Annotated in this window: 16 protein-coding genes; 5 read left to right on the plus strand and 11 right to left on the minus strand. The window is 42.5% G+C overall.

The genetic code is table 11. The annotated features are described in order from the left end of the window. Position 1: 1 nt before the first annotated feature. Both mutL and uvrA read right to left on the minus strand, forming a co-directional pair. Positions 2-1,885: a DNA mismatch repair endonuclease MutL gene (gene mutL / locus FM107_RS00235; protein ID WP_086946522.1), complete on the minus strand. Its 1,884-nt coding sequence runs from the start codon at positions 1,883-1,885 to the stop codon at positions 2-4. Positions 1,886-1,990: 105 nt separating this feature from the next. Next, positions 1,991-4,840, minus strand: coding sequence for an excinuclease ABC subunit UvrA (uvrA, locus tag FM107_RS00240; RefSeq protein WP_086946523.1), 2,850 nt, complete (start codon positions 4,838-4,840; stop codon positions 1,991-1,993). A 157-nt stretch (positions 4,841-4,997) separates the two neighbouring features. Between uvrA and FM107_RS00245 the strand changes: the two genes are divergently transcribed. Further along, complete coding sequence (locus FM107_RS00245) at positions 4,998-6,044, plus strand: DUF2157 domain-containing protein (protein ID WP_086946524.1); 1,047 nt, start codon at positions 4,998-5,000, stop codon at positions 6,042-6,044. On the opposite strand, the gene FM107_RS00250 is transcribed toward FM107_RS00245, so the two are convergent. The 3 genes from FM107_RS00250 to FM107_RS00260 form a co-directional block, all read right to left on the minus strand. Beyond that, a complete protein-coding gene (locus FM107_RS00250) occupies positions 6,037-6,453 on the minus strand; it encodes an OsmC family protein (protein ID WP_086946525.1) in 417 nt (138 codons plus the stop codon). The two genes, FM107_RS00245 and FM107_RS00250, sit on opposite strands and share 8 nt — an antisense overlap. A gap of 173 nt (positions 6,454-6,626) precedes the next feature. Then, complete coding sequence (locus FM107_RS00255; RefSeq protein ID WP_086946526.1) at positions 6,627-7,949, minus strand: SGNH/GDSL hydrolase family protein; 1,323 nt, start codon at positions 7,947-7,949, stop codon at positions 6,627-6,629. Between the two features lie 3 nt (positions 7,950-7,952). Next, positions 7,953-9,173, minus strand: a complete 1,221-nt coding sequence (locus tag FM107_RS00260) for an OmpP1/FadL family transporter (protein WP_086946527.1) — start codon at positions 9,171-9,173, stop codon at positions 7,953-7,955. A gap of 337 nt (positions 9,174-9,510) precedes the next feature. Here FM107_RS00260 and FM107_RS00265 point away from each other — a divergent pair, with 337 nt between their 5' ends. Further along, entirely contained in the window at positions 9,511-10,683 is a 1,173-nt protein-coding gene (locus tag FM107_RS00265; protein ID WP_086946528.1) for a PLP-dependent aspartate aminotransferase family protein, read from the plus strand. A gap of 76 nt (positions 10,684-10,759) precedes the next feature. Here FM107_RS00265 and tpx read toward each other — a convergent pair whose 3' ends face one another. Then, positions 10,760-11,257, minus strand: a complete 498-nt coding sequence (tpx, locus tag FM107_RS00270) for a thiol peroxidase (protein WP_086946529.1) — start codon at positions 11,255-11,257, stop codon at positions 10,760-10,762. A gap of 407 nt (positions 11,258-11,664) precedes the next feature. Between tpx and FM107_RS00275 the strand changes: the two genes are divergently transcribed. Together FM107_RS00275 and FM107_RS00280 are read left to right on the plus strand one after the other, a co-directional pair. Then, positions 11,665-13,548 (plus strand): alpha-L-fucosidase, encoded by a 1,884-nt coding sequence (locus FM107_RS00275; RefSeq protein ID WP_086946530.1) that lies wholly within the window; start codon positions 11,665-11,667, stop codon positions 13,546-13,548. Positions 13,549-13,560: 12 nt separating this feature from the next. After that, positions 13,561-15,891 carry a glycoside hydrolase N-terminal domain-containing protein gene (locus tag FM107_RS00280; protein WP_086946531.1) on the plus strand — a complete coding sequence of 777 codons (2,331 nt, stop codon included), beginning with the start codon at positions 13,561-13,563 and terminating at the stop codon, positions 15,889-15,891. Between the two features lie 207 nt (positions 15,892-16,098). Here FM107_RS00280 and FM107_RS00285 read toward each other — a convergent pair whose 3' ends face one another. The 5 genes from FM107_RS00285 to FM107_RS00305 all read right to left on the minus strand — a co-directional run bounded on the left by FM107_RS00285 (position 16,099) and on the right by FM107_RS00305 (position 21,156). Then, on the minus strand, positions 16,099-16,485 hold the full coding sequence (locus FM107_RS00285; protein WP_086946532.1) for a helix-turn-helix domain-containing protein: 387 nt from the start codon (positions 16,483-16,485) through the stop codon (positions 16,099-16,101). Between the two features lie 259 nt (positions 16,486-16,744). Continuing rightward, complete coding sequence (locus FM107_RS00290; RefSeq protein WP_086946533.1) at positions 16,745-18,214, minus strand: glycine--tRNA ligase; 1,470 nt, start codon at positions 18,212-18,214, stop codon at positions 16,745-16,747. A 50-nt stretch (positions 18,215-18,264) separates the two neighbouring features. Further along, complete coding sequence (gene bcp, locus FM107_RS00295) at positions 18,265-18,729, minus strand: thioredoxin-dependent thiol peroxidase (protein WP_086946534.1); 465 nt, start codon at positions 18,727-18,729, stop codon at positions 18,265-18,267. A gap of 37 nt (positions 18,730-18,766) precedes the next feature. Further along, a complete protein-coding gene (locus tag FM107_RS00300) occupies positions 18,767-20,491 on the minus strand; it encodes a M23 family metallopeptidase (protein WP_086946535.1) in 1,725 nt (574 codons plus the stop codon). Between the two features lie 53 nt (positions 20,492-20,544). Beyond that, positions 20,545-21,156 (minus strand): fumarylacetoacetate hydrolase family protein, encoded by a 612-nt coding sequence (locus tag FM107_RS00305; protein WP_086946536.1) that lies wholly within the window; start codon positions 21,154-21,156, stop codon positions 20,545-20,547. An 846-nt stretch (positions 21,157-22,002) separates the two neighbouring features. On the opposite strand from FM107_RS00305, the gene FM107_RS00310 reads away from it, so the two are divergent. Beyond that, positions 22,003-25,065, plus strand: a complete 3,063-nt coding sequence (locus FM107_RS00310) for a SusC/RagA family TonB-linked outer membrane protein (protein ID WP_086946537.1) — start codon at positions 22,003-22,005, stop codon at positions 25,063-25,065. Positions 25,066-25,072: the final 7 nt, after the last annotated feature.

Here is a 25,072-nt window from a genome sequence, read left to right on the forward strand (position 1 = left end):
TTTAACGTTCGTTTTTATTAAATCGTTCCAATAATTCCTGAAGAGTTATTGTGATTATGATGGGTTTACCGTGTATGGATATACTCGGAGATTCGGTTGCGAATAATTTATCGAATAATTCGGCCATCTCCTGACCGGTCAACGGTGTCCCGGGTTTGATAGCTGCATTTTTGGCTAGGCTTCGGGCTAAGTTATCACGTTTAGTCAGTTGTAAGGCATCTTTGTTATTTTTAAAGTCTTCCAATAGCTGTTCGAGAATCGTTTTTTCATTTATTCCCGTTCCCAGATCAGCAGGAATACCGTCGACGACAAATGTCGATTTTCCTAAAACGCGCAGCTGGAAGCCCAGCGTTTGAATTTCGGGCAAGATTTCTTCCATCAACGCAAAATCCGACGCGCTTAGCTCGACAGTTTGCGGAAATAGGCTCTGTTGACTTGTTCCTTGGTTATTCTCGAGCTGTTCTTTATACTGTGAAAATAAAATTCGCTCGTGTGCTGCTTGCTGATCGATAAGCATAAAACCCGAATGTATTTGAGATACGATAAATCGATGGTGAAGTTGAAAAAATTGCTTCTTTGATTCTACGCTATTATTTCGTTCTTGCACTGCCGGCGCGCGGCTATCATCTTCTTGCGAATTATCGGAAATCAGCGTGAGTTGTTCTGGATTGGCTTGTTGCGATATTTCGTATAAGGTGTCCCAGTTTTTAGGCATCCCCGTTTTTTTCTCCAATCCAGCAACGTAGTCAGAGGATCGTGAGGATGTCTTTCGATCTTCGAAGGGGTTGAAATTCGGATTGAATGTTATTGTCGGTGCTTGAATTTCTTCAATAGGTTTGGTGGAAATAAAACTACTGAAACTCGTCTCTTGATCGAAATCCAAGGTAGGCGTGATGTTGTATCGGCCGAGGGATCGTTTAACGGCCGAGCGAAGGATCGCATAAATGGATTTCTCGTCCACATATTTTATCTCTGTTTTGGTCGGGTGTACATTTATATCAATCTTCGAGGGATCAATATTAATTGACAACACATACAGCGGATAAGTGTCTGCGGGAAGAATCTCCTCGTATGCATTCATAACAGCATGATGGAGGTACGGGTCTTTGATGAAGCGGTTGTTTACGAAGAAGAATTGCTCTCCCCGTGTTTTTTTTGCGAATTCGGGCTTACCGATAAAACCATTTAAGTTGATGATCGAGGTTTCTTCTTCAATCGGAACAAGGCGCTGATTATAGCTGTTTCCAAAAATATGGATGATACGTTGTTTTAGCGATTCGGCAGGAAGATGAAACTGTTCATTGCCATCACTATGTAACGTCAGAAAAATTTCGGGGTGTGATAAGGCGATACGTTGAAACTCATCGATTATATGACGCATCTCCACGGCGTTGCTTTTTAGAAATGCACGTCGAGCTGGTATGTTGTAAAATAGATTTTTAATACTTATGCTAGTCCCGTTTACCAGCCCCTCGGGATATTGTTTGATTATTTTTGACCCCTCAATCTCCACGACGTTTCCAAGTTCATCCTCAACGCGTTTTGTCTTCAGTTCTACTTGTGCGATAGCAGCTATTGAGGCCATCGCTTCGCCGCGAAAACCCATCGTACGAATCGCAAAAAGGTCTTCAGCTTTACGTATTTTAGATGTCGCGTGTCGCTCAAAACAGCTCCGCGCGTCAGCAACACTCATGCCGCATCCATTGTCGACAACTTGTATCAATGACTTACCTGCATCCTTGACGATAAGTTTAATTCTATCTGCCCCTGCGTCGATCGCATTCTCGATTAGTTCCTTTACAGCAGAAGCTGGACGTTGGACAACCTCCCCCGCAGCAATTTGGTTCGCGATCGCATCTGGTAACAACTGAATAATATCTGACATACGAGAGCAAAGTTACAAAAACGAGAGGTGAATCTATAGTGATTTAGTTGTTTGCGAGTAATGATTCTAAAGGGCGTGGTAAATAATGTTTAAAAATGGAGATGGTTATTCCATCTCCATTTTTAAGAATCGTGCAGTTTCACTTTTTTTAACCTTAAGGAGCTCTTCCGGAGTTCCGGCAAACATCAGCTCGCCGCCACCATTTCCTCCCTCGGGTCCCATATCAATTACCCAATCTGCGGTTTTTATTACATCTAAATTATGTTCGATAATTAGTACGGTGTTCCCACGTTCTACTAAGCGGTCGATGACTCCTAGTAGAACATTGACATCCTCAAAATGTAACCCCGTTGTCGGCTCGTCTAAAATATAAAATGTGTTTCCCGTGTCTTTCTTGGAGAGTTCGGTGGCAAGCTTCACCCGTTGGGCTTCTCCGCCCGAAAGCGTTGTGGAGGACTGCCCAAGGGTGATGTACCCGAGCCCTACATCATGTAAGGTTTTAATTTTTCTATAGATCGAAGGGATGTTTTCGAAAAAATCAACCGCTTCGTCGATAGTCATATTTAGTACGTCGGATATCGATTTTCCACGGTACCGAACTTCTAGGGTTTCGCGGTTGTAGCGTTTACCGTGACAGGTTTCACAAGGGACCTGTACGTCGGGAAGAAAGTTCATTTCAATAATTTTCATTCCTGCGCCTTGGCATGTTTCGCAACGGCCGCCTTTAACGTTGAACGAGAAACGTCCGGGTTTGTATCCTCTAATTTTGGCTTCAGGTAATTGAACAAAAAGCGTCCGTATATCCGAGAACACCCCCGTGTAGGTGGAAGGGTTTGATCGCGGTGTTCTTCCGATGGGGCTTTGATCAATTTCAATGACTTTATCGACATGCGAAAGACCGTCTATTGATTTGTAGGGCATCGGAGTGGCTTTGGCGCGGAAGAAATGTTTGTTTAAGATGGGATACAGTGTGCCAGTAATAAGGCTGGATTTTCCGGAGCCAGAGACACCTGTGACGAGAATAAGTGTACCTAAAGGAAAGTCAACATCGACATTTTTTAGGTTGTTTCCGGTTGCTCCTTTTAGCGTGAGGAGGTTTCCATTTCCAGATCTACGCTGGTTAGGGATAGATACTTCGCGCTGTCCATTTAAATATTGAGCGGTTAATGAGTTTGAGCGTATAATTTCCAGCGGCGTGCCTTGTGCAACAATTTTTCCGCCGTTAACACCTGCTTCGGGCCCCATATCTATAACATGGTCTGCATTGAGTATCATGTCTTTATCGTGCTCAACTACCAAAACAGAGTTACCAATATCACGAAGGTTTTTCAAAGAGTTTATCAACCGCTCGTTGTCTCGCTGATGTAAACCAATGCTCGGCTCATCAAGGATGTAGAGCACGTTAACAAGCTGTGATCCGATTTGCGTCGCAAGGCGTATCCTTTGTGCTTCTCCTCCCGATAGCGTTTTGGAGGCCCGGTCTAAGGTTAGGTAACTTAAGCCTACATCTAAAAGAAAACCCAGTCGCGTGCGAATTTCTTTAAGAATTTCAGCGGCAATCGTGTTTTGTCTTTGATTGAGTCGTTTTTCAATACCTTCAAACCACATGTAAAGAGCACTGATGTCCATTCCCGCAAGTTCCGAGATGTTTTTATTGTCGATTTTGAAGTGTAGCGATTCCTTTTTAAGTCGTGCACCCTCACATACCGGACAGGTGATTTTGGTACGAAAATCATCTAACTGTGGCGAATCGTCGGAGCCTCTTCCGTTTAATTCCTCGAGCATTTTAAAAATGCCTTCAAATTGCACTTTATATTCCCTGGCGCCGTAGCTCCCGTAAGAAATAGTGAGGTGTATGGGGTCTGGATTGCCGAAAAGAAGTGTGTCGATTTGGGCATCTGAGAGTTTGTCAATGGGCGCAGTTATTGAGAAATCAAGTTTCTTAGCAACGGCCTTTACCACCTGGAAGGTCCATGATTCTCGCGACGGCCCTAGCGGTAATATTGCGCCTTTTTGGATACTAAGGCTTTTGTCTGGAATGACAAAACTTTTGTCAATTTCAAAGATGTATCCCAGGCCATCGCATTTCGGACAAGCACCATAGGGCGAGTTGAATGAAAATGAGTTTGGTTGCGGTTCATCGTAAGAAATGCCGGATACTGCATCCATGAGGTAGCGACTGAAAAAGTGCTCGCGACCCTCGTTATTAGCTATTTTTATAATTCCTTTAGCGGTTTTCATAGCTTGCATTACCGAGGTGTACAATCGTTTAGCTTCATCGTTTGAGGTGTATAGCCGATCGACTACCGTTTCAATGTCGTGAATTTTGTAACGGTCAACTTGCATTTTAGGAGCTAAATCCATGATCTGGCCGTCAACACGTACTTTGGTATAACCCTGCTTGCGAATTTGTTCAAAAAGCTCTCTGTAGTGTCCTTTCCGGCCTTTTACTACCGGTGCAAGGATATAGATAGCCTCGCCATCGAACTCCTCAATAATTTTCTCTACAATTTGCTCCTCGGACATCCGTTGCATAGGCTCTCCCGTTCGGTAAGAGTATGCCTGGGCGGCACGCGCGTAGAGTAACCTTAGAAAATCGTATATTTCGGTAATCGTCCCGACTGTGGAACGGGGATTTTTGTTGGTTGTTTTCTGTTCTATTGAAATAACGGGGCTAAGACCTGATATTTTATCCACGTCAGGGCGTTCCATTCCTCCTAGAAATTGACGACTATAGGCCGAGAAGGTTTCCATGTAGCGGCGCTGTCCTTCAGCGTAAATCGTGTCGAAAGCTAGCGAAGATTTTCCGCTACCACTTAATCCTGTTATGACAACTAATTCGTTGCGTGGGAACGCGACGTCAATGTTACGTAAATTGTGGACGCGTGCTCCAAATACTTCTATATTATTTTGTTCGCCTAAATCGATATGGTTCTGCGGCTTTAAGGAGTCCATGTGTGTGTGTTCTGAATTTTGCAAGATACAAAGTTACAGATTTTTAGGCGGACTACCTTGGTACGCTGTTACTGAAAATTGTAAAATTTGCGATTAGGACGGTGTTCGACGAAGCTTTAATGGATAATTTGTATTTTGTCGAAAATAAAATGGGAATTTGAAGAAAATAGACTTAACAAAAAACGAGAAAGAAGTCGTGGAACAGGCTTTGGATCATTGGGTAGATAATGGTTTACTGGGCCAAGGGCAGGTTGATGAGCTCAAAAGTACGATCGATCAACGGTCGTTTGAATGGAAAAGCTTGGCACGCTATGCTTTTTGGGTAGCACTGGTTTCGCTCGTCTTCTCCGTGTTTTCTTTGTTTGCCGACGACGCTTTAGTGAAATTTGTAGAGCGGTTCTACGAAACTCCGAACATTGTTTTTTGTCTGGTTTTTGCGGTGGTCGCTGTAGGTTTCTACGTGCTCGGTTTTCGCAATAAGAAACGCTACCCCGATAAAACGTTTTCTAATGAAACGCTGATGCTTGCTGGTTCGTTCGCTACGGCGGCGTGTATTGGTTTTTTAGGTCAAGTGCTTAATAAGAATACAAGTCATTACACTATCTCTTTTCTTCTTTCGATATTAATTTATATCTGGCTTGCTATCAAGTTACGCTCGAAGCTGATATGGGTATTTGCGCTTGTCGCTTTAGGTGTGTGGTTTGGTACCGAGACGTCCTACCACAGCAACTGGGGGTTCAAGTTTTGGGGAATGAATTTTCCGCTACGTTTTACGCTATTTGGTTTAATCATAACGGCGTTCTCTATTTGGGGGCAATCCAGGATTAAGCCTATCGCCGCATTTCAAAGCGTTAGTTATGTGATAGGCTTACTGTATACCATGATCGCCTTGTGGTGTTTGTCTATTTTTGGGAATTACAGCAGTTTTGACAACTGGACGCAAGTGCGCCAGTACGAAATCTTTTATTGGGGTTTGTTAGGCACGCTGTTGTCGCTTGCCCTTGCGCTATATGGGATGAAGACAAAAGACCATGTCGCTCGAGACATCGGCTTTGTATTTTTCATTCTGAATCTTTATACCCGATTCGTCGAATACCTGTGGGATAACATTAATAGAACGATTTTCTTTCTGATTTTGGCTATCTCGTTTTGGGCAGTAGGACGATGGGCTGAAAAAGTCTGGCGTAAAGGCCAGCCTAATTGATTTTTAAGCTGTAAGTGATCTCTACTCCGCCAGCAGCAAGCATATCGTGTACTGAACAATATTTTTTCACAGCTAATTCTGCCGCCTTTTGTGCTTTTGTTTCGTCAATTTCTCCTGTTAATACGAAACTGATGTGGATAGCCGTGAAAATATTAGGTACCGTATCGCGTCTTTTACCTTCGACTTCCACCTGTATATCACTAATTTTTTGACGCTGTTTTTGTAAAATTGAATGCAAGTCAAATACGCTACACGAACCTAATGCCATGAGTATAAGTTCCATAGGGCGCACCCCTCTCCCTTCGCCACCGATGGCTTCGGAACCATCGATATTTACTTTGACGGACGATAATTCGCTTGAGGCTTCGAAATGAACGGCTTGGTTTTTACGGTCTAATTGTATTTTCATGACTTTATTTTTTTTTTAACGTATTCCAAAGATACACGATCTATTTTTAAAAAGGTAATCCTTGATGCTGCAACTGGAGAAGTGCCGGAATGAGGATTGACCCTAATAAAGGCATAAAAAAAGCTCAACTTGCATTTTGTAGTTGAGCTTAAGGGTGTTTTGGAATATACTATCTAGGGAAACTTCACACCACGATACTGCGCCGCATTTACCTTAGGTAATTTACTGCGGTAAGTCGAATTGATCGCATCGATAAATAGATTGGCAAGGAGTGCGTTCCCCATTGGTGTTAAATGTATGCCGTCAAGTGAGAAAGCATTTCCAGTTATGAAGGATGCATTGACACCTATTCCGTTGTATTGGATACCAGGGCTTTTTATTTTGTTTAGGTAAGTAAACGCATCGGCAAGGGCTAAGTTTTTCGCTTTTGCGACGTCCTTTATGGCGGCGTTGAACTCTTTGACGCGCGCTTGAACCTCTTTGACTTCTTGAGCGTCCAATACATACTTGCTTTCTACCGGGTTTAACGGGTGCAAGCCATAAGGAGCAGGGTTTTGGTCGCTTGTACTGCCTAAAAGGCCTGAAGAGGAAAAGGGTAGGACAAATAGGTCTTCGTCAGTTGCCGCCCGAGGTTCGCCTGACCCCGCAGTAATATAAATATTTTCAATTTCTTGGCCTGCACTTGCTGAGGCGGCCGCTAGTAGAGCGCTGCGCGTCACCGTTGTGAAGAACGGTATAGCCGTGACGTCCGGGATTGTCGCTAACACGCCTTTTGTATCCCCCACGGTTAAAGCATCGATAAAGTTATTGAGTAGTGCTGTAAATGTTGATGTTTGCGTGAGCGTCGTTGTCGGATCGTCCTCAACAGCCACCGCACCGTTCATTGCGTAACCCAGAATGTCGTTGTTGCCAAGCCAGAAGGAAAAAAACGTATGTTCTTTTTCCGAAACGTATTGTTGGTAGGTTAAGGTTTGTGGCGCATCATCGTCAAGTAACCGTTCAAAAAACGGATTCCCAAGTTGTGTGCCAAGACCCGGAGCAAATGCCAAATCCATTCGCATACCCGGAACACCGAAATTTTCAATATCACTCGTAAATTTCGTATACAGAGGGTCGTTCTTTGGATTCACACCTCTTATTGCTAGTTCGGTTGTTACCGGTTCGAGGACAGGCTGCCCATCTTGCAATCCCGTGAGCTTTAGGTATCCGGAGCCGTTTCTTTGGTCCTGGGAAAAAAGTGGACTTCTGAATTCTCCAACACCAACACTGGAAAGCTGTTCGGCTAACAAATTCGGGTAGGCGACTTCTTGTCCTTCGAGGTACAGGCCACCGTCAGCATACCCGGCGGTCAACGAGTTTCCAATAGCGATATATTTAGTAAAATCTGCTTGTCCTGCTTGAGGTTCAAAATCGGACAACTCTGGTTTACACGAGGATGCAACTAAGATAGCGGATAGGCTTACATAAAGCCCTATATTTTTGAATGCGCTTTTCATATTTTACCATTTATAAGTTAAAGAAAAACCAGGGGCGTGGATGTTAGTTGCATATGCCCCAGTGAGCCCAGAGTCTACATTAGAAACTGTGCGCTCGGCCAAGTGTTGAAATACGTAGGCTCCAGATATATCCCATTTTTCATTAATATCGTAGGTAAATCCTATGGATCCCATCACGCGGTTATTATCCGGTGTTTCGGGTGAAACATATGGGCCACGTACAGGACTGTACACATAACCGGCTCCTGCACGAAGCGCAAGCCTGTTCGTGGTTTGGTAATTAACACCAACTTTACCAGAAAATGCATTTTCATATTTCTTGGTCTGACGGGTATCTTGTAGGGCTGCAGTATTGTCGTGGTAATCGAAAACGAGCTCTTCGTAGATTTCATAGCCTATGATCGTCGCATCGGCAGCGATATCAACTTTTTCTCCCGCTGGGAAGGAAATTCCTAAGTTGAAAGATCCCGGTAAGGGAAGCTCCGCATCAAATTTCGTGTTTGGAAACGACGAGGACAGCGCAGCTGGGACAGTGAATTCGGTGTCGCCATCCTTCAGCTTGGTTACTACTTTTGACCGATAGCTTAACGATATTGCAAAATCATCTTCTAAATTATAATGTACGCCGACGTGGAATCCCGTGCCCGTACCAACACCTGATAGTTCTGCTTTTCCAGGTTCTCCGTTTGCATTGGAAATTGGGATGGAGCGTGTGAGGTCGACGAACCCAAGGTTGTACACAAAGCCACCACCTATACCAAAGTTTTCGGTGAGCTTGAAACTCAATGTTGGCTGAAAATATATCGCGCGCAATTGTAACGAATTTAACTCATATTTGCCCGGCCATTGATCGCCCCAATCCACTGCTCCACCAAAGGGTGTGTATATACCAAGGCCCGCCTTCCACCAAGAATCTTTAGGCCCGAAAGTGGCAAAGATTGAAAAAGGAGGACTGATTTGAAATTTTGAATGATGGGTGGTGGTACTGTTGATCTCTCTGAAAGCCGATCGGTACATCACCGCGCTCGCACCCGCAGACACTTCGTTATGGTCCATTTTCGCTAAGGCACCAGGGCTGTAGAAAATGGAGGAAGCGTCTATGAAAAGTGCTGATCCAGCTCCAGCCATACCGACTTGTTTTTGGCTTTGTGTGTTCACTTGAGAGCCTTGCGCCCACAACATTGATGGGCTTGCAAGGAATATTGCGAATAGTAATCTTTTCATACGCTTAATGGTTAGCGGGAATTGTTTTTGTTATGCTAACATAGCATTTATTTCGCATAAATGCAAATCTAAATTAAAATATATCAAGACTTGTTTTATTTTCAGTTGATGAGAACAAACGGATTAAGCGGGCGAACGTTGTATTCAAGTCTCAGGTGTCTTGGTGCTGGTTAGGTTTGCTTGGTTAACATGCATTTGATGAGGCTTCACGTTAACATGTGCGATGCGTCTTAATTTTCAAATTGGGGGAGTGTTTGTGATATTTTACGCGTTTTTTCGTTAAAAAAACTGAACAAAATACTAAACTAGTAGACTAAAAAAATTAAATTTGCTCATCATGGAAAAAGATCAATCTAAAATCATTCGGGAACAGGCTAATCGTTCCGCTACCAGAGAGCATTCCGTTCCATTGTATCTCACCTCTAGTTTTATCTTTGATAGCGCAGAGCAAGGGCGTGCTATTTTTGCCGACGAGGAAGAGGGGATGGTTTATTCACGTTACGCAAATCCGAATACGACAGAATTTATCAATAAAGTATGCATCGGTGAACAGGCAGAAGCAGGCTTAGCATTTGCTTCAGGAATGGCTGCAGTATTTGCTAGTTTCGCTGCCTTGGTGCGGCACGGAGATCATATTGTCTCCTCGCGAGCTATTTTCGGATCGACACATCAACTTTTTACGCAGGTGTTCCCACGTTGGGGGGTGACGCACACGTATGTGGAGGCCGTTGATAATAAGGCGTGGGAAGACGCAATACAAGAAAATACAAAAATAGTATTCTTGGAATCACCGTCGAATCCCGGATTGGAGCTTGCGGATTTAGAATTTGTTGGCGGGTTAAAAGCGAAACATCCAAACGTAATTTTTGTTATCGACAATTGTTTTGCAACGCCGTACTTGCAGAAGCCTTTGAAATATGGGTTTGATTTGTCGGTTCATTCGGCCACTAAATATATGGACGGACAAGGGCGCGTTCTCGGCGGAGTCGTAGTGGGGGCATCGAGCCTAATCGATGAGTTACGTTTTTTCATCCGTCATACGGGGCCCGCTATGTCTCCGTTTAACGCATGGATACTTTCTAAAAGCATGGATACGCTCGGTATAAGAATGGATCGTCACTGTAGCAGTGCGCTTGCGCTTGCCGAAGCATTAGAGGGGCATGATGAAATTGACGATGTAAAATATCCATTTTTACCCTCTCATCCGCAGTATTTGTTGGCAACCAAACAAATGAAAGCCGGTGGTGGGATTGTGACATTTGAAGTTAAGGGTGGGGCGGAACGTGCTTTTCGTTTTATTGACGCGCTGCAAATGATATTATATACATCGAACTTAGGTGATGCCCGGTCGATCGCAACACATCCAGGCTCTACCACGCATTCCAAGCTAACCGATGAGGAGAAAATAAACCTTGGAATTCGCCCCGGTACAATACGTCTTTCGGTTGGTTTGGAAGATAAAGACGATATTATCAACGATATTATCCAAGCTCTCGAAACAACTAAATAAGTATCTGTCCAAATAGAGCAAAAAAAATGCTTTTAGAGCGATAAATTCTAAAAGCATTTTTTTTAATGTACCGTTCTTATAACGCTGTGATTGCTTGATCGTAATTTGGCTCCTCACTTGTCTCTTCGACTTGCTCGGTGTAGCTCACATTTCCGTTCTCGTCGATTACAACCACCGAACGACTTAATAGACCTGCTAGTGGGCCGTCGGTGAAACGTAAATGGTAAGCATCAGAGAAATTACTGTCTTTATATTCTGAAAGCATAATAACATTTTCCAACCCTTCGGCTGCGCAGAAGCGTCCTTGTGCAAATGGAAGATCACGTGAAATGCATAAAACAACGGTGTTTTCTAAAGCTGAAGCTTTCTCATTGAATTTACGAACCGATGCCGCGCATGTTCCTGTATCGACACTAGGAAAGATGTTTAATACTACTTTTTTTCCTTTGAAATCGCTTAAGGATTTTTCAGATAAATCACCCGATGTTAACTTGAAATTTGGTGCAATATCACCTACTGACGGGAGACTGCCGAGCGTATTAACCGGAGAACCTTTAAATTTAATTGTTGCCATTTTTTTAAATTTTGAATAACGACTTTAAGGTACGAAATTTAAATGAAGTCTCGTAGCTTCGGCGTTTTGTTTTGTGCTAACCAAGCGAATATTTTAATTTCTAATAGGTGTATTAACATGTTGGCTGGGCTACCTCATTATTGGACAAAAGGAATGTTATTGTCTCGGCATATGAGCAGTTAGTCCTTGCGCCGATATCCCAAGTCTCTTTGCTCTGGTCGTACAGTGCGGAGCATCCGCGCGGAACCAGTTATGCTGGAAGTGTAGTAGCTGGTAATCAATAGTATATATTGATTCTGTTGATGGTAGATAAATAATTGCTATTTAATAACTTTAATTATATAGAATTTGATTATATCGAAGTGTCAATCCTATTTGCTATTTTCACTCTTTATTTACAAGCGAACATGAACAAATCTAAATCCTTATTGTGGGCACTTCTGCTTCCAAGTTTTTTATTGGCGCAGCAAGCTCCTGAACCTTACGGCGTATTACCTTCAGAACGGCAGCTGCGTTGGCATGAAATGGAAACATATTGTTTAATACACTATACGCCTACAACGTTTCAAAATAAAGAGTGGGGGTACGGTGATGCAGATCCAGAAATTTTTAACCCTACTAAGTTTGACGCTAAACAAATTGCCCAAGCTGCTAAGACGGCCGGATTTAACGGACTTATATCGGTTGCTAAGCATCACGATGGTTTCTGTCTGTGGCCAACTTCGACCACCGATTACAGTGTCGCAAGTTCGCCGTGGGAAAACGGGAAAGGGGATATGGTAAAAGAATTCATGATTGCATCTAAAGATGCAGGACTAGCTTTCGGAGTATACCTTTCCGCATGGGACAGGAACGATACACGGTATGCAAGTCCAGAATACGTCACTGCCTACCAAAAACAATTAACCGAACTGATGACCGGTTACGGCCCTTTGTTCACCTCTTGGCATGACGGCGCGAACGGTGGTGATGGTTATTATGGAGGGAAAAACGAAAAACGAACAATCAATCGTACGACGTATTATCAATGGAAAGATAAAACTTGGCCTATCGTCCGTCAGAAGCAGCCGATGGCGATGATTTTCTCTGATGTTGGTCCTGATATGCGCTGGGTAGGAAACGAAAAGGGTTTTGCCGCTGAAACGAGCTGGGCAACATTTACGCCACAAGGCATAGATGGCCGGACTCCGGTACCGGGGGATTCGGATTATTCCACTTCTCCATCGGGTACCCGAAATGGTAAATATTGGATTCCAGCGGAATGTGATGTGCCGCAGCGACCAGGCTGGTTTTATCATGAGGATCAAAATAGTGAAGTCAAAACACCTAACCAGCTTTTTGAGATATATCTCAAATCCGTCGGACGTGGCGCGAATATGAATCTTGGCTTGGCACCGATGCCAGAGGGAAAATTACACGACAATGACGTCAAATCGCTAGCTGCTTTCGGCCGTAAGCTAAAGGAGACATTCGCCGTAAATTTGGCTGAGGGTGCGCAGATTAAAGCCTCTAATGTGCGCGGTAATTCAGAAATCTTTGGCACCGCGAATTTATTGGATGATGATCGCTATTCATATTTTGCTTCCGATGATCATGTCCATAACCCTGAACTGGAGATCACCCTGCCGGAAAATCAAGAGTTCGATCTTATTCGTCTGCGGGAGAATATTAAATTGGGACAGCGTATCGATAGTGTAAATATTGAAGTTCTCCAGGATGGAGATTGGGCTCCTCTTGCCAAGGTAACCAGTATCGGTTCGACGCGATTGATAAAACTAGATAAGCCCGTCTCCGCCTCGAGGTTGAAGCTTACGTTATACGCTCCGGTGGCACCGGCATTAAGTGATTTCGGATTGTTTAAAGAGTTTGATGCACCTTTCTCATTCGACAATGATGAACAGGGTAAGGTCGAATTAACAGCTGATCAATATGCGGTTGTGGGATCCAAAAAACTCGCTAGAGCGATCGATGAGGATGGGCATTTACAAGTTTCATTGAAACATGCAGCGCGTGAAATTATTTTTGCGATCAATGCACCAATTTCTGGATTAGGTTACCTTCCCAACCCGCAGAGCGGAACAAAAGGTACTGTTTTAAAGTACGAGGTATTCGTTAGCGAGGATGCAAAAACGTGGACTCCTGTCACAAGTGGTGAATTTTCTAATATTCGAGCAAATCCTGTGGCACAGCGTATAGACCTTAGGCGTGTCAAACAAAAATATATTAAGTTTAAGGCGCTTGAGAACGTGGAGTCTGCGAATATTTCGGGCACATTCGTTTTTTATAAATAGACTGTTTTCAAAATGAATTTTGCAAAAATTGTAATAAGTTTAGCCCTGCTATTGCCGATTGGCCTCTTAAAGGCACAAAAGCTAACGATGTGGTATGATAAGCCTGCCGGACGATGGGAAGAAACGCTTCCTCTCGGGAATGGCTTAATTGGGATGATGCCCGACGGAAAGGTTCAGGACGAATCGATTGTTTTGAATGAGATTTCCATGTGGTCGGGAAGCCATCAAGATCCAAATAATTACGACGCCTATAAAAGTGTTGCCGAAATTCAAAAGCACTTACTTGCAGGAAAGAATGACCTTGCAGAAGCGTTGGTCAACGAAAATTTTGTTTGTGAAGGACCCGGATCCGGTAGCGGGAACGGGTCGAGCGTTCAATACGGCAGTTTTCAGAACTTTGGATTTCTAAACTTTCTGCATACCCTTCCAGGTACGGTTAGTAACTATAAGCGCACTTTAGATATCCAGCATGCTATCGCAACAACCGCCTTTGACGTGGAGGGTACGTCTTATTTACGCGAATACTTCACCTCGTTTGATGCCAATGTAGGAGTAATAAGGCTTACAGCGAGTAAGAAAAAGTCGATAACATTTGCGACTCATTTTTATCGAGACGAGAATATTTCTGATATTCAAGTAAATGAAGACATTATCCGTTGGACGGGAACACTTCCGGATGGTACAGGGGGAAATGGACTGCAATTTGCGGGAAAAGTCAAGGTTGTCGCTACAGGAGGTACAAAAATGGTGTATGACAATCAGATTTTGGTTAAAGGGGCGGACCAAGTACTGCTGTTTTTTGCGGCTTCAACCGATTATTACGGTGGTTCACCCCAGCTCGAGGTGGACAACGAGCTTGCTAAAGTTGAGGATAAGCTTTTTAAAACATTACTTTCTGCACATCAGGGGGCTTTTAGCGAAAAGTTTGATCGGGTTTCTCTTGAGCTAAATGGGGACGTTGAAAATGCCGTGTTTGCCACGGACGAGCGCATAGCAAATTTTTATGCGCAACCCGAAAAAGACAACGATCTAGCAGCATTATATTACCAATTTGGACGTTACTTGAGTATCAGTAGTTCTGCGCCTGATCATAAAAAGGCACTTCCACCGAATCTGCAGGGACTATGGGCTCATCAGATTCAAACACCCTGGAATGGTGATTATCATTTAAATATCAATGCTCAAATGAATCATTGGGGAGTGGAAGTAAGTAACTTATCTGAATATCACCTTCCATTTATCAATATGATAAAGCGACTTGCTAGGGAAGGAGAAAAGACAGCGAAAGCATACTACAATGCGCCAGGCTGGGTAGCCTATATGATGACCAATGTTTGGGGATATACCGCACCAGGAGAGCAGGCGTCATGGGGAGCAAGCACTGCTTCCGGCTGGCTTTGCAATCACCTATGGGAGCATTATCTTTTTACAGGTGATAGGTCGTATCTGGCTGAAGTGTATCCGATCTTGCGAGGTGCGGCGGAGTTTTATCATGCGACGCTGGTGAAGGACCCTAGGACAGGCTGGTGGGTAACAGCGCCATCCGTATCGCCCGAGAATGCGTTCACAATGGCTAATGGAAAAACTACTGCCGTAGTGATGGGACCTACTATCGATAACCAAATTGTTCGCGAGTTATATGAATCCGTTATCAAGGCCAATGAAATATTAGCATTAGGGGACTCTTTCACCGAGGAGCTCTCAGCGCAACTTAAAGAGGTTCCGCCACCTGTTGTGGTTAGTGAGTCTGGACGTGTGATGGAGTGGCTTGAAGACTATCAGGAACCAGAACCAAAACATAGGCATGTTTCTCATTTGTATGGTTTGTACCCAGCTCATTTCATCTCGCCAGTAACCACGCCGGAATGGGCCGATGCTGCGAAAAAGACATTGCGGGTACGCGGCGACGAAGGCACCGGATGGTCACGTGCTTGGAAGATATTATTCTGGGCACGTTTACATGACGGCGATCACGCTTTAGAGATATTAAGGCAGCTTTTGAAACCGGCGTTCGCAAACGATATCACTTATGAGGGAGTTGGTGCAGGAACTTATCCAAACTTATTCTGTGCACATCCGCCATTTCAAATTGATGGGAACTTTGGTGGATCGGCGGGGATCGCTGAGATGCTATTGCAATCGCATGACGGATATATCCATTTACTACCTGCGCTGCCATCTGCATGGAAAGAGGGGAAGGTAAGCGGTCTAAAGGCGCGCGGAAATTATACAGTTGATATCGTTTGGAAAGAAGGTAAAGTAGTCGATTATACGGTGAATGGGGAGGCCGGTTCGAAGGTTAACGTGCTCGTGAATGGGGAACGGGTGATAAAAATCATTTAGGATTCCAACTGGAATTTTCGAGTGGGTTTGTTTATTCGTTAATAAATTGCGCGTACAAAAGATTCATCAAGTAGTGTGGGGATGTAAGCAACACGTGGACCTTGTGGAAGAATATATACACGAATAACATTTTGGCTTTCTTCACCAATCTGGTCATTTCGTTTTGGCCTCCCTACGACAAAGGGACGTCACTTTTTTCGCAGGGGACTACTTTTGACCCAATGTCTTTTCGAGAAATGCAACTTTAGATTTTTCTGCATCGAGTAACCGTTCGTACAATTCGATAATTTTATCGAGAGGGTTGATTGTGCAGACGTAATTATTGTTATTCGAACTACTGTCTTGAAATGTATTGTTAATTATGTTGAACACGGTGTCCTCACTGAAATTTTCAATGACATCTGGAGTAACACCCAAAATACGAGCGACCTGTTCTAGTAAATCGCTTTCGATGATAGCGGTTTTCTCGATATTGGATATTGTTTGTTGACTTACACCTAATTCGGTAGCTAACGTTTCTTGTTTCATGCCGCGAAGCTCGCGAATACGGGTGATTTTTTTACCGACATGATTTGTGGTGTTGGAAGTATTCATAAGTCGAAAGTTTATTAAAATTTAGTGCTCAAGATACAAAATATCTTGAAATTCAGAAATGCTTCGAGGCTGTTAAAAGTACCCAGATGAAGGAGCAAAAGAATTTTGAAGGCGCCGTCAAGACGTTCAACTTCGAATCAAAATAACTGACAGAAACCCTATGGGAAAGGTTGAAAAAAATCCATCCAATTAAATTGTATTTAATTGGATGGATACCCTCTTATTGTATTTCGGATTTATTGTATTTCGGATCTGCAGATTATTTCAAGTTCTCCAACACATTGTTCCAGCTCGTAAGCTCTCCAATGATTTTACTTAGGTCGGCTGCAGCGACACGTTCTTGCTCCATACTGTCACGGTGACGAATAGTCACTGTATTATCTTCTAGGGTTTGATAATCTACCGTAATACAGAAAGGGGTGCCTATCGCGTCTTGACGACGGTAACGTTTACCTATTGCATCTTTTTCGTCGTATTGTAAATTGAAGTCAAATTTTAATCTCGACATAATTTCACGCGCTTTGTCAGGGAGTCCATCTTTTTTAGTTAACGGTAAGATCGCGGCTTTAACTGGTGCAATTGTTGGGTGAAACTTCAATACGACACGAGAGTCTTTCTTCTCTTCGGTAGATAAGTCTTCCTCTACAAGAGAGTTCGCTAGAACGGTTAAGAATAGCCTGTCTAATCCGATGGATGTTTCAATTACGTAAGGTATGTAATTCTGATTGATCTCCGGATCAAAATATTGGAGTTTCTTTTTAGAAAATGTTTGGTGTTGTTTTAAATCGAAATCGGTACGCGAGTGTATACCTTCTACTTCTTTGAAACCAAACGGAAATTCATATTCGATATCCACTGCCGCGTTCGCGTAATGAGCAAGCTTTACGTGGTCATGAAATCGGTATTTTGCTTCGTCTGATCCGAGCGCTAAATGCCATTTCAATCGCGTCTCCTTCCATTTTTTAAACCATTCCAGTTCGGTGCCCGGGCGTACAAAAAATTGCATCTCCATTTGTTCAAATTCGCGCATCCGCATAATAAATTGACGAGCAATCACTTCATTACGGAATGCTTTACCGATCTGCGCAATTCCAAAAGGAATTTTCATGCGACCCGTTTTTTGCACGTTTAAGAAATTTACAAATATACCCTGAGCCGTTTCTGGGCGAAGATACACCTGTTCCGCGCCGTCTGCCATTGCTCCCATTTGCGTCGCGAACATGAGGTTAAACTGACGAACATCGGTCCAGTTTTTTGTTCCTGAAAAAGGACAAACAATATTATGCTCCTCTATGATGGTTTTCAGGCGAGCGAGATCGTCCGCGTTAAGGGCAGCGTCGAGATCTTTTTGTAGTTGATCAGCCTTGTCGGTTTTGCCGTCTTTTTGGTAGCGTTCAATTTTATCTTCAATCAATTGGTCCGCACGATAACGCTTATTAGAATCCTTGTTATCGATCATAGGATCGCTGAAACCATCCACGTGGCCCGAAGCTTTCCATGTCGTTGGATGCATGAAAATAGCGGCATCGATACCCACTATGTTTTCATTCATTTGAACCATCGACTTCCACCAGTAGGTTTTCAAATTATTTTTTAATTCAGAACCTAATTGTCCATAGTCGTAGACGGCGCTCAGCCCGTCATAAATTTCACTAGATGGGAATACAAATCCGTATTCTTTAGCGTGTGATATGATATTTTTGAAAAAATCGTCTGTTTGCTTGCTCATAAGGGCAAATATATATATTAGACTTTAGATAATAGAAAAATGCAGTCGAGTTATTTTAGGTACAAATTTTTAATTTGTTGCGATGCATTTTTGTTGTCAACCTTTTTTATAATATGATCAATGACGCCTTGTTCGTTGATAACAAAAGTAGTGCGCGCGGTGCCCATATATTTACGACCATACATGTTTTTCTCTACCCATACGCCATAATCATTAACGATTTTGTGATCGTCATCGGCAAGTAGGTCGAAAGGAAGTTCGAATTTACTAATGAATTTTTGATGAGACTGTTCGCTATCCACGCTGACGCCAAGGACTTTGAAACCTTCTTTTCCAAGTGACTGGTAGTTGTCTCTAAAATTACATGCTTCTGTGGTACATCCCGGGGTATTATCTTTTGGGTAAAAGTAGAGGATCACTTTATGACCTTGAAAGTCAGAAAGTTTTATTGTTTCTCCCGATTGATTTTTTGCCTCAATTTCTGGCGCTTTATCGCCAATATTTAGTACTACCATATTTGGTGCTGTTTATTTATGATCGTTGTATTGCGAGTTAGCGGATGAAGGATGCTTCGTATACTTTCTCATTATCTTTCCAGTCTTTTACGACCAGTTTAAATTTGTGTGTGCCCTTTTTAAGTGTGGATTCAAACTTATGCCACAAGTGGCGTTTTTTTGAGTCATACTCCATGAGTACCCATTCGCCATCAATGTAACCATCGAACGATTGAATGCCAGAGAAGTTGTCTCGTATGGTGAAATCTATCTTGGATTGGGCCCGTACATTCTTACCGTTGCTTAAGTTACGTGGGGAAATTGTCGGTGCGATTGTGTCTACAACAACATAAAAGTGTCCGAAATTTCGAGTATTTACCGTTACCCATCCGTTTTCAAAACGCCCCCCCTCGGAACCATTTTCTAGTGAAGCAATCAATGCTTTATCTTGTAAGCGTGTTGGAAGATTCGTCGGCTTTATACGGAGGTTATAGGCTGAAAATATTGGCGTAAGATTGTTATGTATTGCATGAGTCAGGGAGTAAGCATTCGCACGCTGTGCTGCATTGGCGTATTGGAAATCTACGTCACCGTACAAAGACCCTTTTGGAATCTTTACCTCGACATCTTCTTTGATAAAATTATTGTCTGTGTTGAATGAGAATACCTTCGCCGCAGGGTGCGTTTGCGGCGCCGCATTTGTGACGGTGTTTTTAATCGTAAAGTTCAGTTCGCTACAGTTACCTTGAACGTCTTTTACGACATATTTCACTTGATAAACTTTGTTTTCGGCTAGATCGATTACTCCCAATTGGTCGCCTAGATGTTTGAAGATCTCAACGGCATTTCCCGGGTCTTTAAAGCTTTTTTGATATTTTACTTTCGTTTTTTTCCAGTAGGGATAGTCAATATAGGAATGTATGCCGCGTGAAGTGTTAAAATCAAGCTCTTCGAACAGTATGGTTGATTTAGGCTCTCCATCGACGAAAAGTTCGATTGAATATACGCCATTTTTAAACCCGCCGGCGCGGTGTCGATCGATGCTTGAAATACCAAAACCAAATTTTCCTTTTACCGGAATTGGGGACGAGGACGTAGTTGAGTAGCGGTTGCCCGGAAGCGCTTTCAAGGGAACAACTTTTCGGGGGGTATGTTCGTTAAAGATGGGGTCGTTCAAATCATACACCATTAACCCGTTAATTGTTGGAGCATAGCTATCTTTGAACCGTAAACCAAATAACTGCGGGTTTAAAGGATGCTGCGTTTTTGTGTCTCGAATTTCAAAGTGAAGGTGAGGGCCGGCGGAACCACCTGTATTTCCAGCTTTCCCAATTAGCTGTCCTTTTGTTAGCTTTACTTGATCGGATTTCACTGTCACGTCTACATCAAACCGTCGTTGTTTATATTGTTCGGCGCGGATGATGTTTGTTAAGGCATCGTTGAAACTATCCATGTGTAGATAAACGGTTGTATATCCATTAGGGTGATTAATGTAAACCGAGTTGCCGCCTCCACCAATTTGCACGCGCACACGGGATACATATCCTTCAGCGGCAGCGTGTAAAGGGAGGCCTATTCGCTGCTGCGTTCTGTAGTCGTCGCCCGCATGAAAGTGCGTCGAACGTAATTCGCCAAAAGACCCTGATGCGTCCATCGCTACATTGAGCGGATTCCTGAAATAGCCCTGTGGATAATTTCTGGAGGTAATTATATCGTTTTTCTGCGCATAGAGCGATCCAAGTGTTAAACTTAAGAATAGAAATAAAGCACTACGTTTTTTCATGAATGGGGTTTTAAATAGGGTGATACTTGGTTTTCCTATTTTAATTAATATTGTTATTTTACTTGGCAGCTAAACATTGCTTTTTCTGCAATGAAACCTTCAAGTTTATCGCCAATAGAAACCGGGCCGACTCCTTCGGGTGTTCCCGTATAAATCAAGTCTCCTTTGCGTAGGGTGATATATTTCGATATGTATACGATAAGCATTTGAATATCGAAGATCATGTTTTTTGTATTTCCTACCTGTACGGTCTCCCCATTTTTTTTCAATGAGAATTCCAACTCGTTTAGATTAGGGAATTCTGTCTTAGCAAGGAGCGGGCTCATTACCGCAGAATGGTCGAATGATTTCGCAAGTTCCCATGGAAGTCCGCGCTCTTTAAGTTTCGTTTGTACGTCGCGTGCCGTGAAGTCTATTCCGAGGCCGATCGCGTCGTAATATTTGTGTGCGAATTTTGAGGCGACGTGTTTCCCTTCGTTGCATATACGAACGACCAATTCTACCTCATAATGGACATCATCTGAAAACTCCGGATAATAGAAATCCTTGTTATCCTTCAAAATCGCGGTATCGGGCTTCATGAAGATAACAGGTTCTGTCGGAACTGGGTTATTCAATTCTTTGGCATGGTTAATATAATTTCTGCCTACTGCAATTATTTTCATGTTATATATGTTGTTTAACAAACTTAGTGATTATTGCAGGGAATCCCAAGATAAGTAGGCGTAGCGCTTCTGTAATATTATACCTCCAGCCGCTTCTGATGAAGAAACGATAATAGTTAGTTCGGTTCGAACGCCGAATTTTAAAAACATGAGAAGCTAAGTTTATATTAAATTAATAAGTATTTAGGTCGTTATTTTTGGTTACGTTGTCTCGACGTAATAAAAGATGTAAAGTGTTGAAGTGAATGTTGCTCGCCAATCAAAAAGTATGGGGCAGAAGAGAACCAAGAAACCGTAAAAAGACTATACTTGTTTTGATTGACCGAACTTTGTTTTTTAGAAATGCAGAGTAGATGTTATCGTCGAAAATCAGATACGAATATCGGCTAGTTTGGTATAAATTCTTCACTCGTGTTGAGTGACAATAAATGTTTTTTTAAGGTGAATATTGGGGTCTGTAAATTAGTTGTTTGTGTATCTAATGTTGTCTTTTTGAACTTGTTAATTCAATATAAATTGATGCAGGTACCGATATTAATAGATCTATTATTTGGTTTTTTGGGTGCTTATTCATCGTTGTTTTTTCTTTATTTATAGTATAATAGTATACACATTGCTTGCGAGCAATAACCTAAAACCTTCAATTTAACCCATGCTAAATTGTTTTATTGACTTCTTATTTTTTTAAAAAAGTTTGACGTTGTAAATATTTTGTGTTAATTAGTGTTAAACTATATTTATTGAGGAGACGATATGCACCGTTTTTTGAGCGGTTCCGTCGTATTTTATAAACCTTTTCATAAAACGTTTTAGCTAAACTACAAAAATTAATAAACGACAACTATTATGTGGAACTCACACAAATTTAAATGCGGCACGAGCAGGTTATGGGCTTTTTCGTTCGCTTTATTAGCTGTAAGCTATGGGCACGCCAGTACGGGCATTGTACCGCCTAGGCCAGATTCTAACCTTATTATGCCTCAACAAGATGTTGTAAAAGGGAAAGTAACTGACAGCGCAACAGGAGCTGCCGTTGCCGGTGCAACCATCACCGTTAAAGGAACGACAGAAGCTGTACAGACGGGCCGGAATGGTGAATATTCGATACCCGCTAGCCCAGGTCAAATTCTTGTTGCTTCTTTTATAGGCTATGAAAGTGTCGAATTGCCGGTTTCTTCGTCAACGCTCAATTTTTCGCTTATCTCATCTGGAGAAGCGTTAGATGAAGTTGTTGTCATGGGATATGGTACGCAAAAGAAAAAGGAAATTACCTCAGCTGTTGTTTCTGTGAAAGAGAAAGATTTCAATAAAGGGGGCATGCGTAGTCCTATGGAACTTATTCAGGGTAAGGTAGCAGGCTTAAATATTACGCGGCAACATGGTAGTAATCCAAACTCTGGAACGGGGATTCAATTGCGCGGGATGAGTTCGGTAATGGGCTCTTTGAGCCCATTAATCGTTATTGATGGGATACCTGGCGGGAATTTAGATTTAGTGAAACAGGGTGATATCGAATCAATGGACGTATTGAAAGACGGCTCGGCAGCGGCAATTTACGGTACGCGTGGTAACAACGGGGTGATCTTGATTACCACAAAGAAAGGTAAGGCAGGAAGTAAACCGCAGTTTGAATATTTCACTTACGGTCAGCGTGAATTTGTTGCGAAAAAGCCAAATATGCTATCTGCCTCACAGTTTCGCGATCATATTGCGAATGGGGATATTCCGGAAACGGAGGATCTTGGCGCATCCACAGATCTATTTGACGAGTTAATTGACAAAAACAATTTTTCACATTTCCATAATTTTGCTGCAACAGGTTCAGGAGAAAACTCACATTACCGCGTGTCTTTAAATTATGAAGATGCCCAGGGGATTGCTATTGAAAATGGGAGAAAGCAGGTCGGTGGGAGAATGAGTTTCTCGCAGACGGGCCTTCAGGACCGCTTAACATTCGATATGAATATGGCGGGAAACTTTAACAAAGCGAACATGCTTGGTGGTAAGGCTGACAATATTAATAATGATGATGTAAATAGTAATGGTAATGTGCCGGATTTCGAGCAAGCGGTACAGCGTAACCCCACGGCTCCCTTATACAATGAGGACGGTTCGTTTTATCAAACGCAATCGTATAACAATTATAACCCGCTAAGTCGTTTTGCCCATCGGAAGGATGAACGCGATCAACAGACATTTTCGGCTGATGCGCGCGTGAAGGTGAAGATCCTTGATGAGTTAAGTTGGACAGGTTTTGGTTCCTATGTCCGCGATAATTATAATGATAGAAGATATCGCTCGACTCAAGATTGGGATCAACGTGAAAATTCAGAATACCAAGGAATGGGATATGCGTATAAAGGGAACTTTTTGGATTGGACAAAAACCTTTGAAACCATGCTTGATTATAATAAAACGTTTAACGAAAAGCATCATATAACGGGATTATTAGGCTATAGTTACCAGTATCATACGCGAGAAACCTTCGATGTGAGTAACAATGGGTTCACGACTGACGGTTTTTTAGATTGGAATTTAGGAGCTGGTACAGCGTTAACGAATGATAAATTACCAAGACCAGAGTTGGGGTCGTTTAAGGAGGATAATACGTTAGTTGCCTTTTTCGGACGTGTGAACTATAATTTTGACGACAAATATTTCGTGACTGGGATATTACGTCGGGAAGGATCGTCTCGTTTTGGTAAGAATAATAAATGGGGTAATTTCCCGGCTATTTCCGCAGGATGGACAATTACAAACGAGGATTTTTTCACCAATAAAGAAGTCGTAAATGACTTAAAAGTTCGTCTGGGTTTTGGCGTAACAGGAAACCAAGATATTGGAAATTATCAATCGTTGATTACTTTAGGTACGGGGGGAGTGTACCCGCAGGACAACATTTATTATCAAACGTATGGTCCTGTCAAAAATCCGAATCCAGATTTACGCTGGGAACAAAAAGAGGAGTGGAACTTAGGTGTTGACTTCGGCTTATTTAACAATAAGATTACAGGTGCGTTAGATCTTTATAACAGAAAAACTAAAGATTTACTTTTTCAATATTCAGCCCAAATGCCATCGTACATAGGCGGCGGGATCCTCACAAACGTAGGTTCTATTAGTAACAAGGGGATAGAGCTGCAATTGTCAGCCGTTGCAATGCAGCGCGAAGAATTTTCATGGACGGTGGATTTTACAGGAAGCTATCAACAATATGAACTGACTAAACTTTCAAATGAAACCTTCAAGTCTGATTATCAGGAGTATGGAGGCCTCCCTTCACCGGGAAACCTCGGTGCTGCGATCCGTTTGGAAGAGGGCGGCGAACTCGGTGCGTTCTACGGTAAGAGATTTGCGGGTTTCACGGACGAAGGGAAGTGGCTTTTCTATAAAGCTGACGGTACCACCGGCTTAGCAGATGAGATGAATAGTGACGATTTAAGCTACATCGGAAATGGGGTGCCGAAGTATCAATTGTCACTAGGGAACCGGTTTACATATAAAGGTTTTGATTTGTCTATATTTTTTAGGGGAAAATTCAAGTTCGATATTTTAAATACGCCGCAAATGTATTTTGCTAATCAGAAATGGTTACCAAATAACGTATTGGAAGATGCTTTCACTACGCATGGTCAGCTCGACGATGATCCTCAATATTCTGATTATTACCTCGAGAATGGAAACTTTGTGAAATTAGACAACGTTACCTTAGGGTATAATTTTAAAATGAACAACGATTATGTGCGTAATTTATACGTATATGTTACAGGACGAAATATTGCGACAATAACAGGTTATTCGGGATTAGATCCTGAGATTAAAGATACTGGTTTTGATGCGGGGATCGATTGGAGAGGTTTTTATCCAAGAACCAAATCTTGGTCTATCGGTTTGAATGTGGGATTTTAAGCATAGA

Origin of the sequence: Sphingobacterium sp. JB170 (assembly GCF_900163865.1) — a bacterium.
Lineage (GTDB): Bacteria > Bacteroidota > Bacteroidia > Sphingobacteriales > Sphingobacteriaceae > Sphingobacterium.

What these genes read in the sequence shown, in the direction of transcription:
- FM107_RS00255 (WP_086946526.1), bottom strand. Translation starts at nt 7,949, where the DNA reads ATGAAAAGCGCATTCAAAAATATAGGGCTTTATGTAAGCCTATCCGCT.
- FM107_RS00265 (WP_086946528.1), top strand. Translation starts at nt 9,511, where the DNA reads ATGGAAAAAGATCAATCTAAAATCATTCGGGAACAGGCTAATCGTTCC.
- mutL (WP_086946522.1), bottom strand. Translation starts at nt 1,885, where the DNA reads ATGTCAGATATTATTCAGTTGTTACCAGATGCGATCGCGAACCAAATT.
- bcp (WP_086946534.1), bottom strand. Translation starts at nt 18,729, where the DNA reads ATGGTAGTACTAAATATTGGCGATAAAGCGCCAGAAATTGAGGCAAAA.
- FM107_RS00280 (WP_086946531.1), top strand. Translation starts at nt 13,561, where the DNA reads ATGAATTTTGCAAAAATTGTAATAAGTTTAGCCCTGCTATTGCCGATT.
- FM107_RS00260 (WP_086946527.1), bottom strand. Translation starts at nt 9,173, where the DNA reads ATGAAAAGATTACTATTCGCAATATTCCTTGCAAGCCCATCAATGTTG.
- FM107_RS00250 (WP_086946525.1), bottom strand. Translation starts at nt 6,453, where the DNA reads ATGAAAATACAATTAGACCGTAAAAACCAAGCCGTTCATTTCGAAGCC.
- FM107_RS00285 (WP_086946532.1), bottom strand. Translation starts at nt 16,485, where the DNA reads ATGAATACTTCCAACACCACAAATCATGTCGGTAAAAAAATCACCCGT.
- FM107_RS00290 (WP_086946533.1), bottom strand. Translation starts at nt 18,214, where the DNA reads ATGAGCAAGCAAACAGACGATTTTTTCAAAAATATCATATCACACGCT.
- FM107_RS00305 (WP_086946536.1), bottom strand. Translation starts at nt 21,156, where the DNA reads ATGAAAATAATTGCAGTAGGCAGAAATTATATTAACCATGCCAAAGAA.
- FM107_RS00300 (WP_086946535.1), bottom strand. Translation starts at nt 20,491, where the DNA reads ATGAAAAAACGTAGTGCTTTATTTCTATTCTTAAGTTTAACACTTGGA.
- FM107_RS00275 (WP_086946530.1), top strand. Translation starts at nt 11,665, where the DNA reads ATGAACAAATCTAAATCCTTATTGTGGGCACTTCTGCTTCCAAGTTTT.
- tpx (WP_086946529.1), bottom strand. Translation starts at nt 11,257, where the DNA reads ATGGCAACAATTAAATTTAAAGGTTCTCCGGTTAATACGCTCGGCAGT.
- uvrA (WP_086946523.1), bottom strand. Translation starts at nt 4,840, where the DNA reads ATGGACTCCTTAAAGCCGCAGAACCATATCGATTTAGGCGAACAAAAT.
- FM107_RS00310 (WP_086946537.1), top strand. Translation starts at nt 22,003, where the DNA reads ATGTGGAACTCACACAAATTTAAATGCGGCACGAGCAGGTTATGGGCT.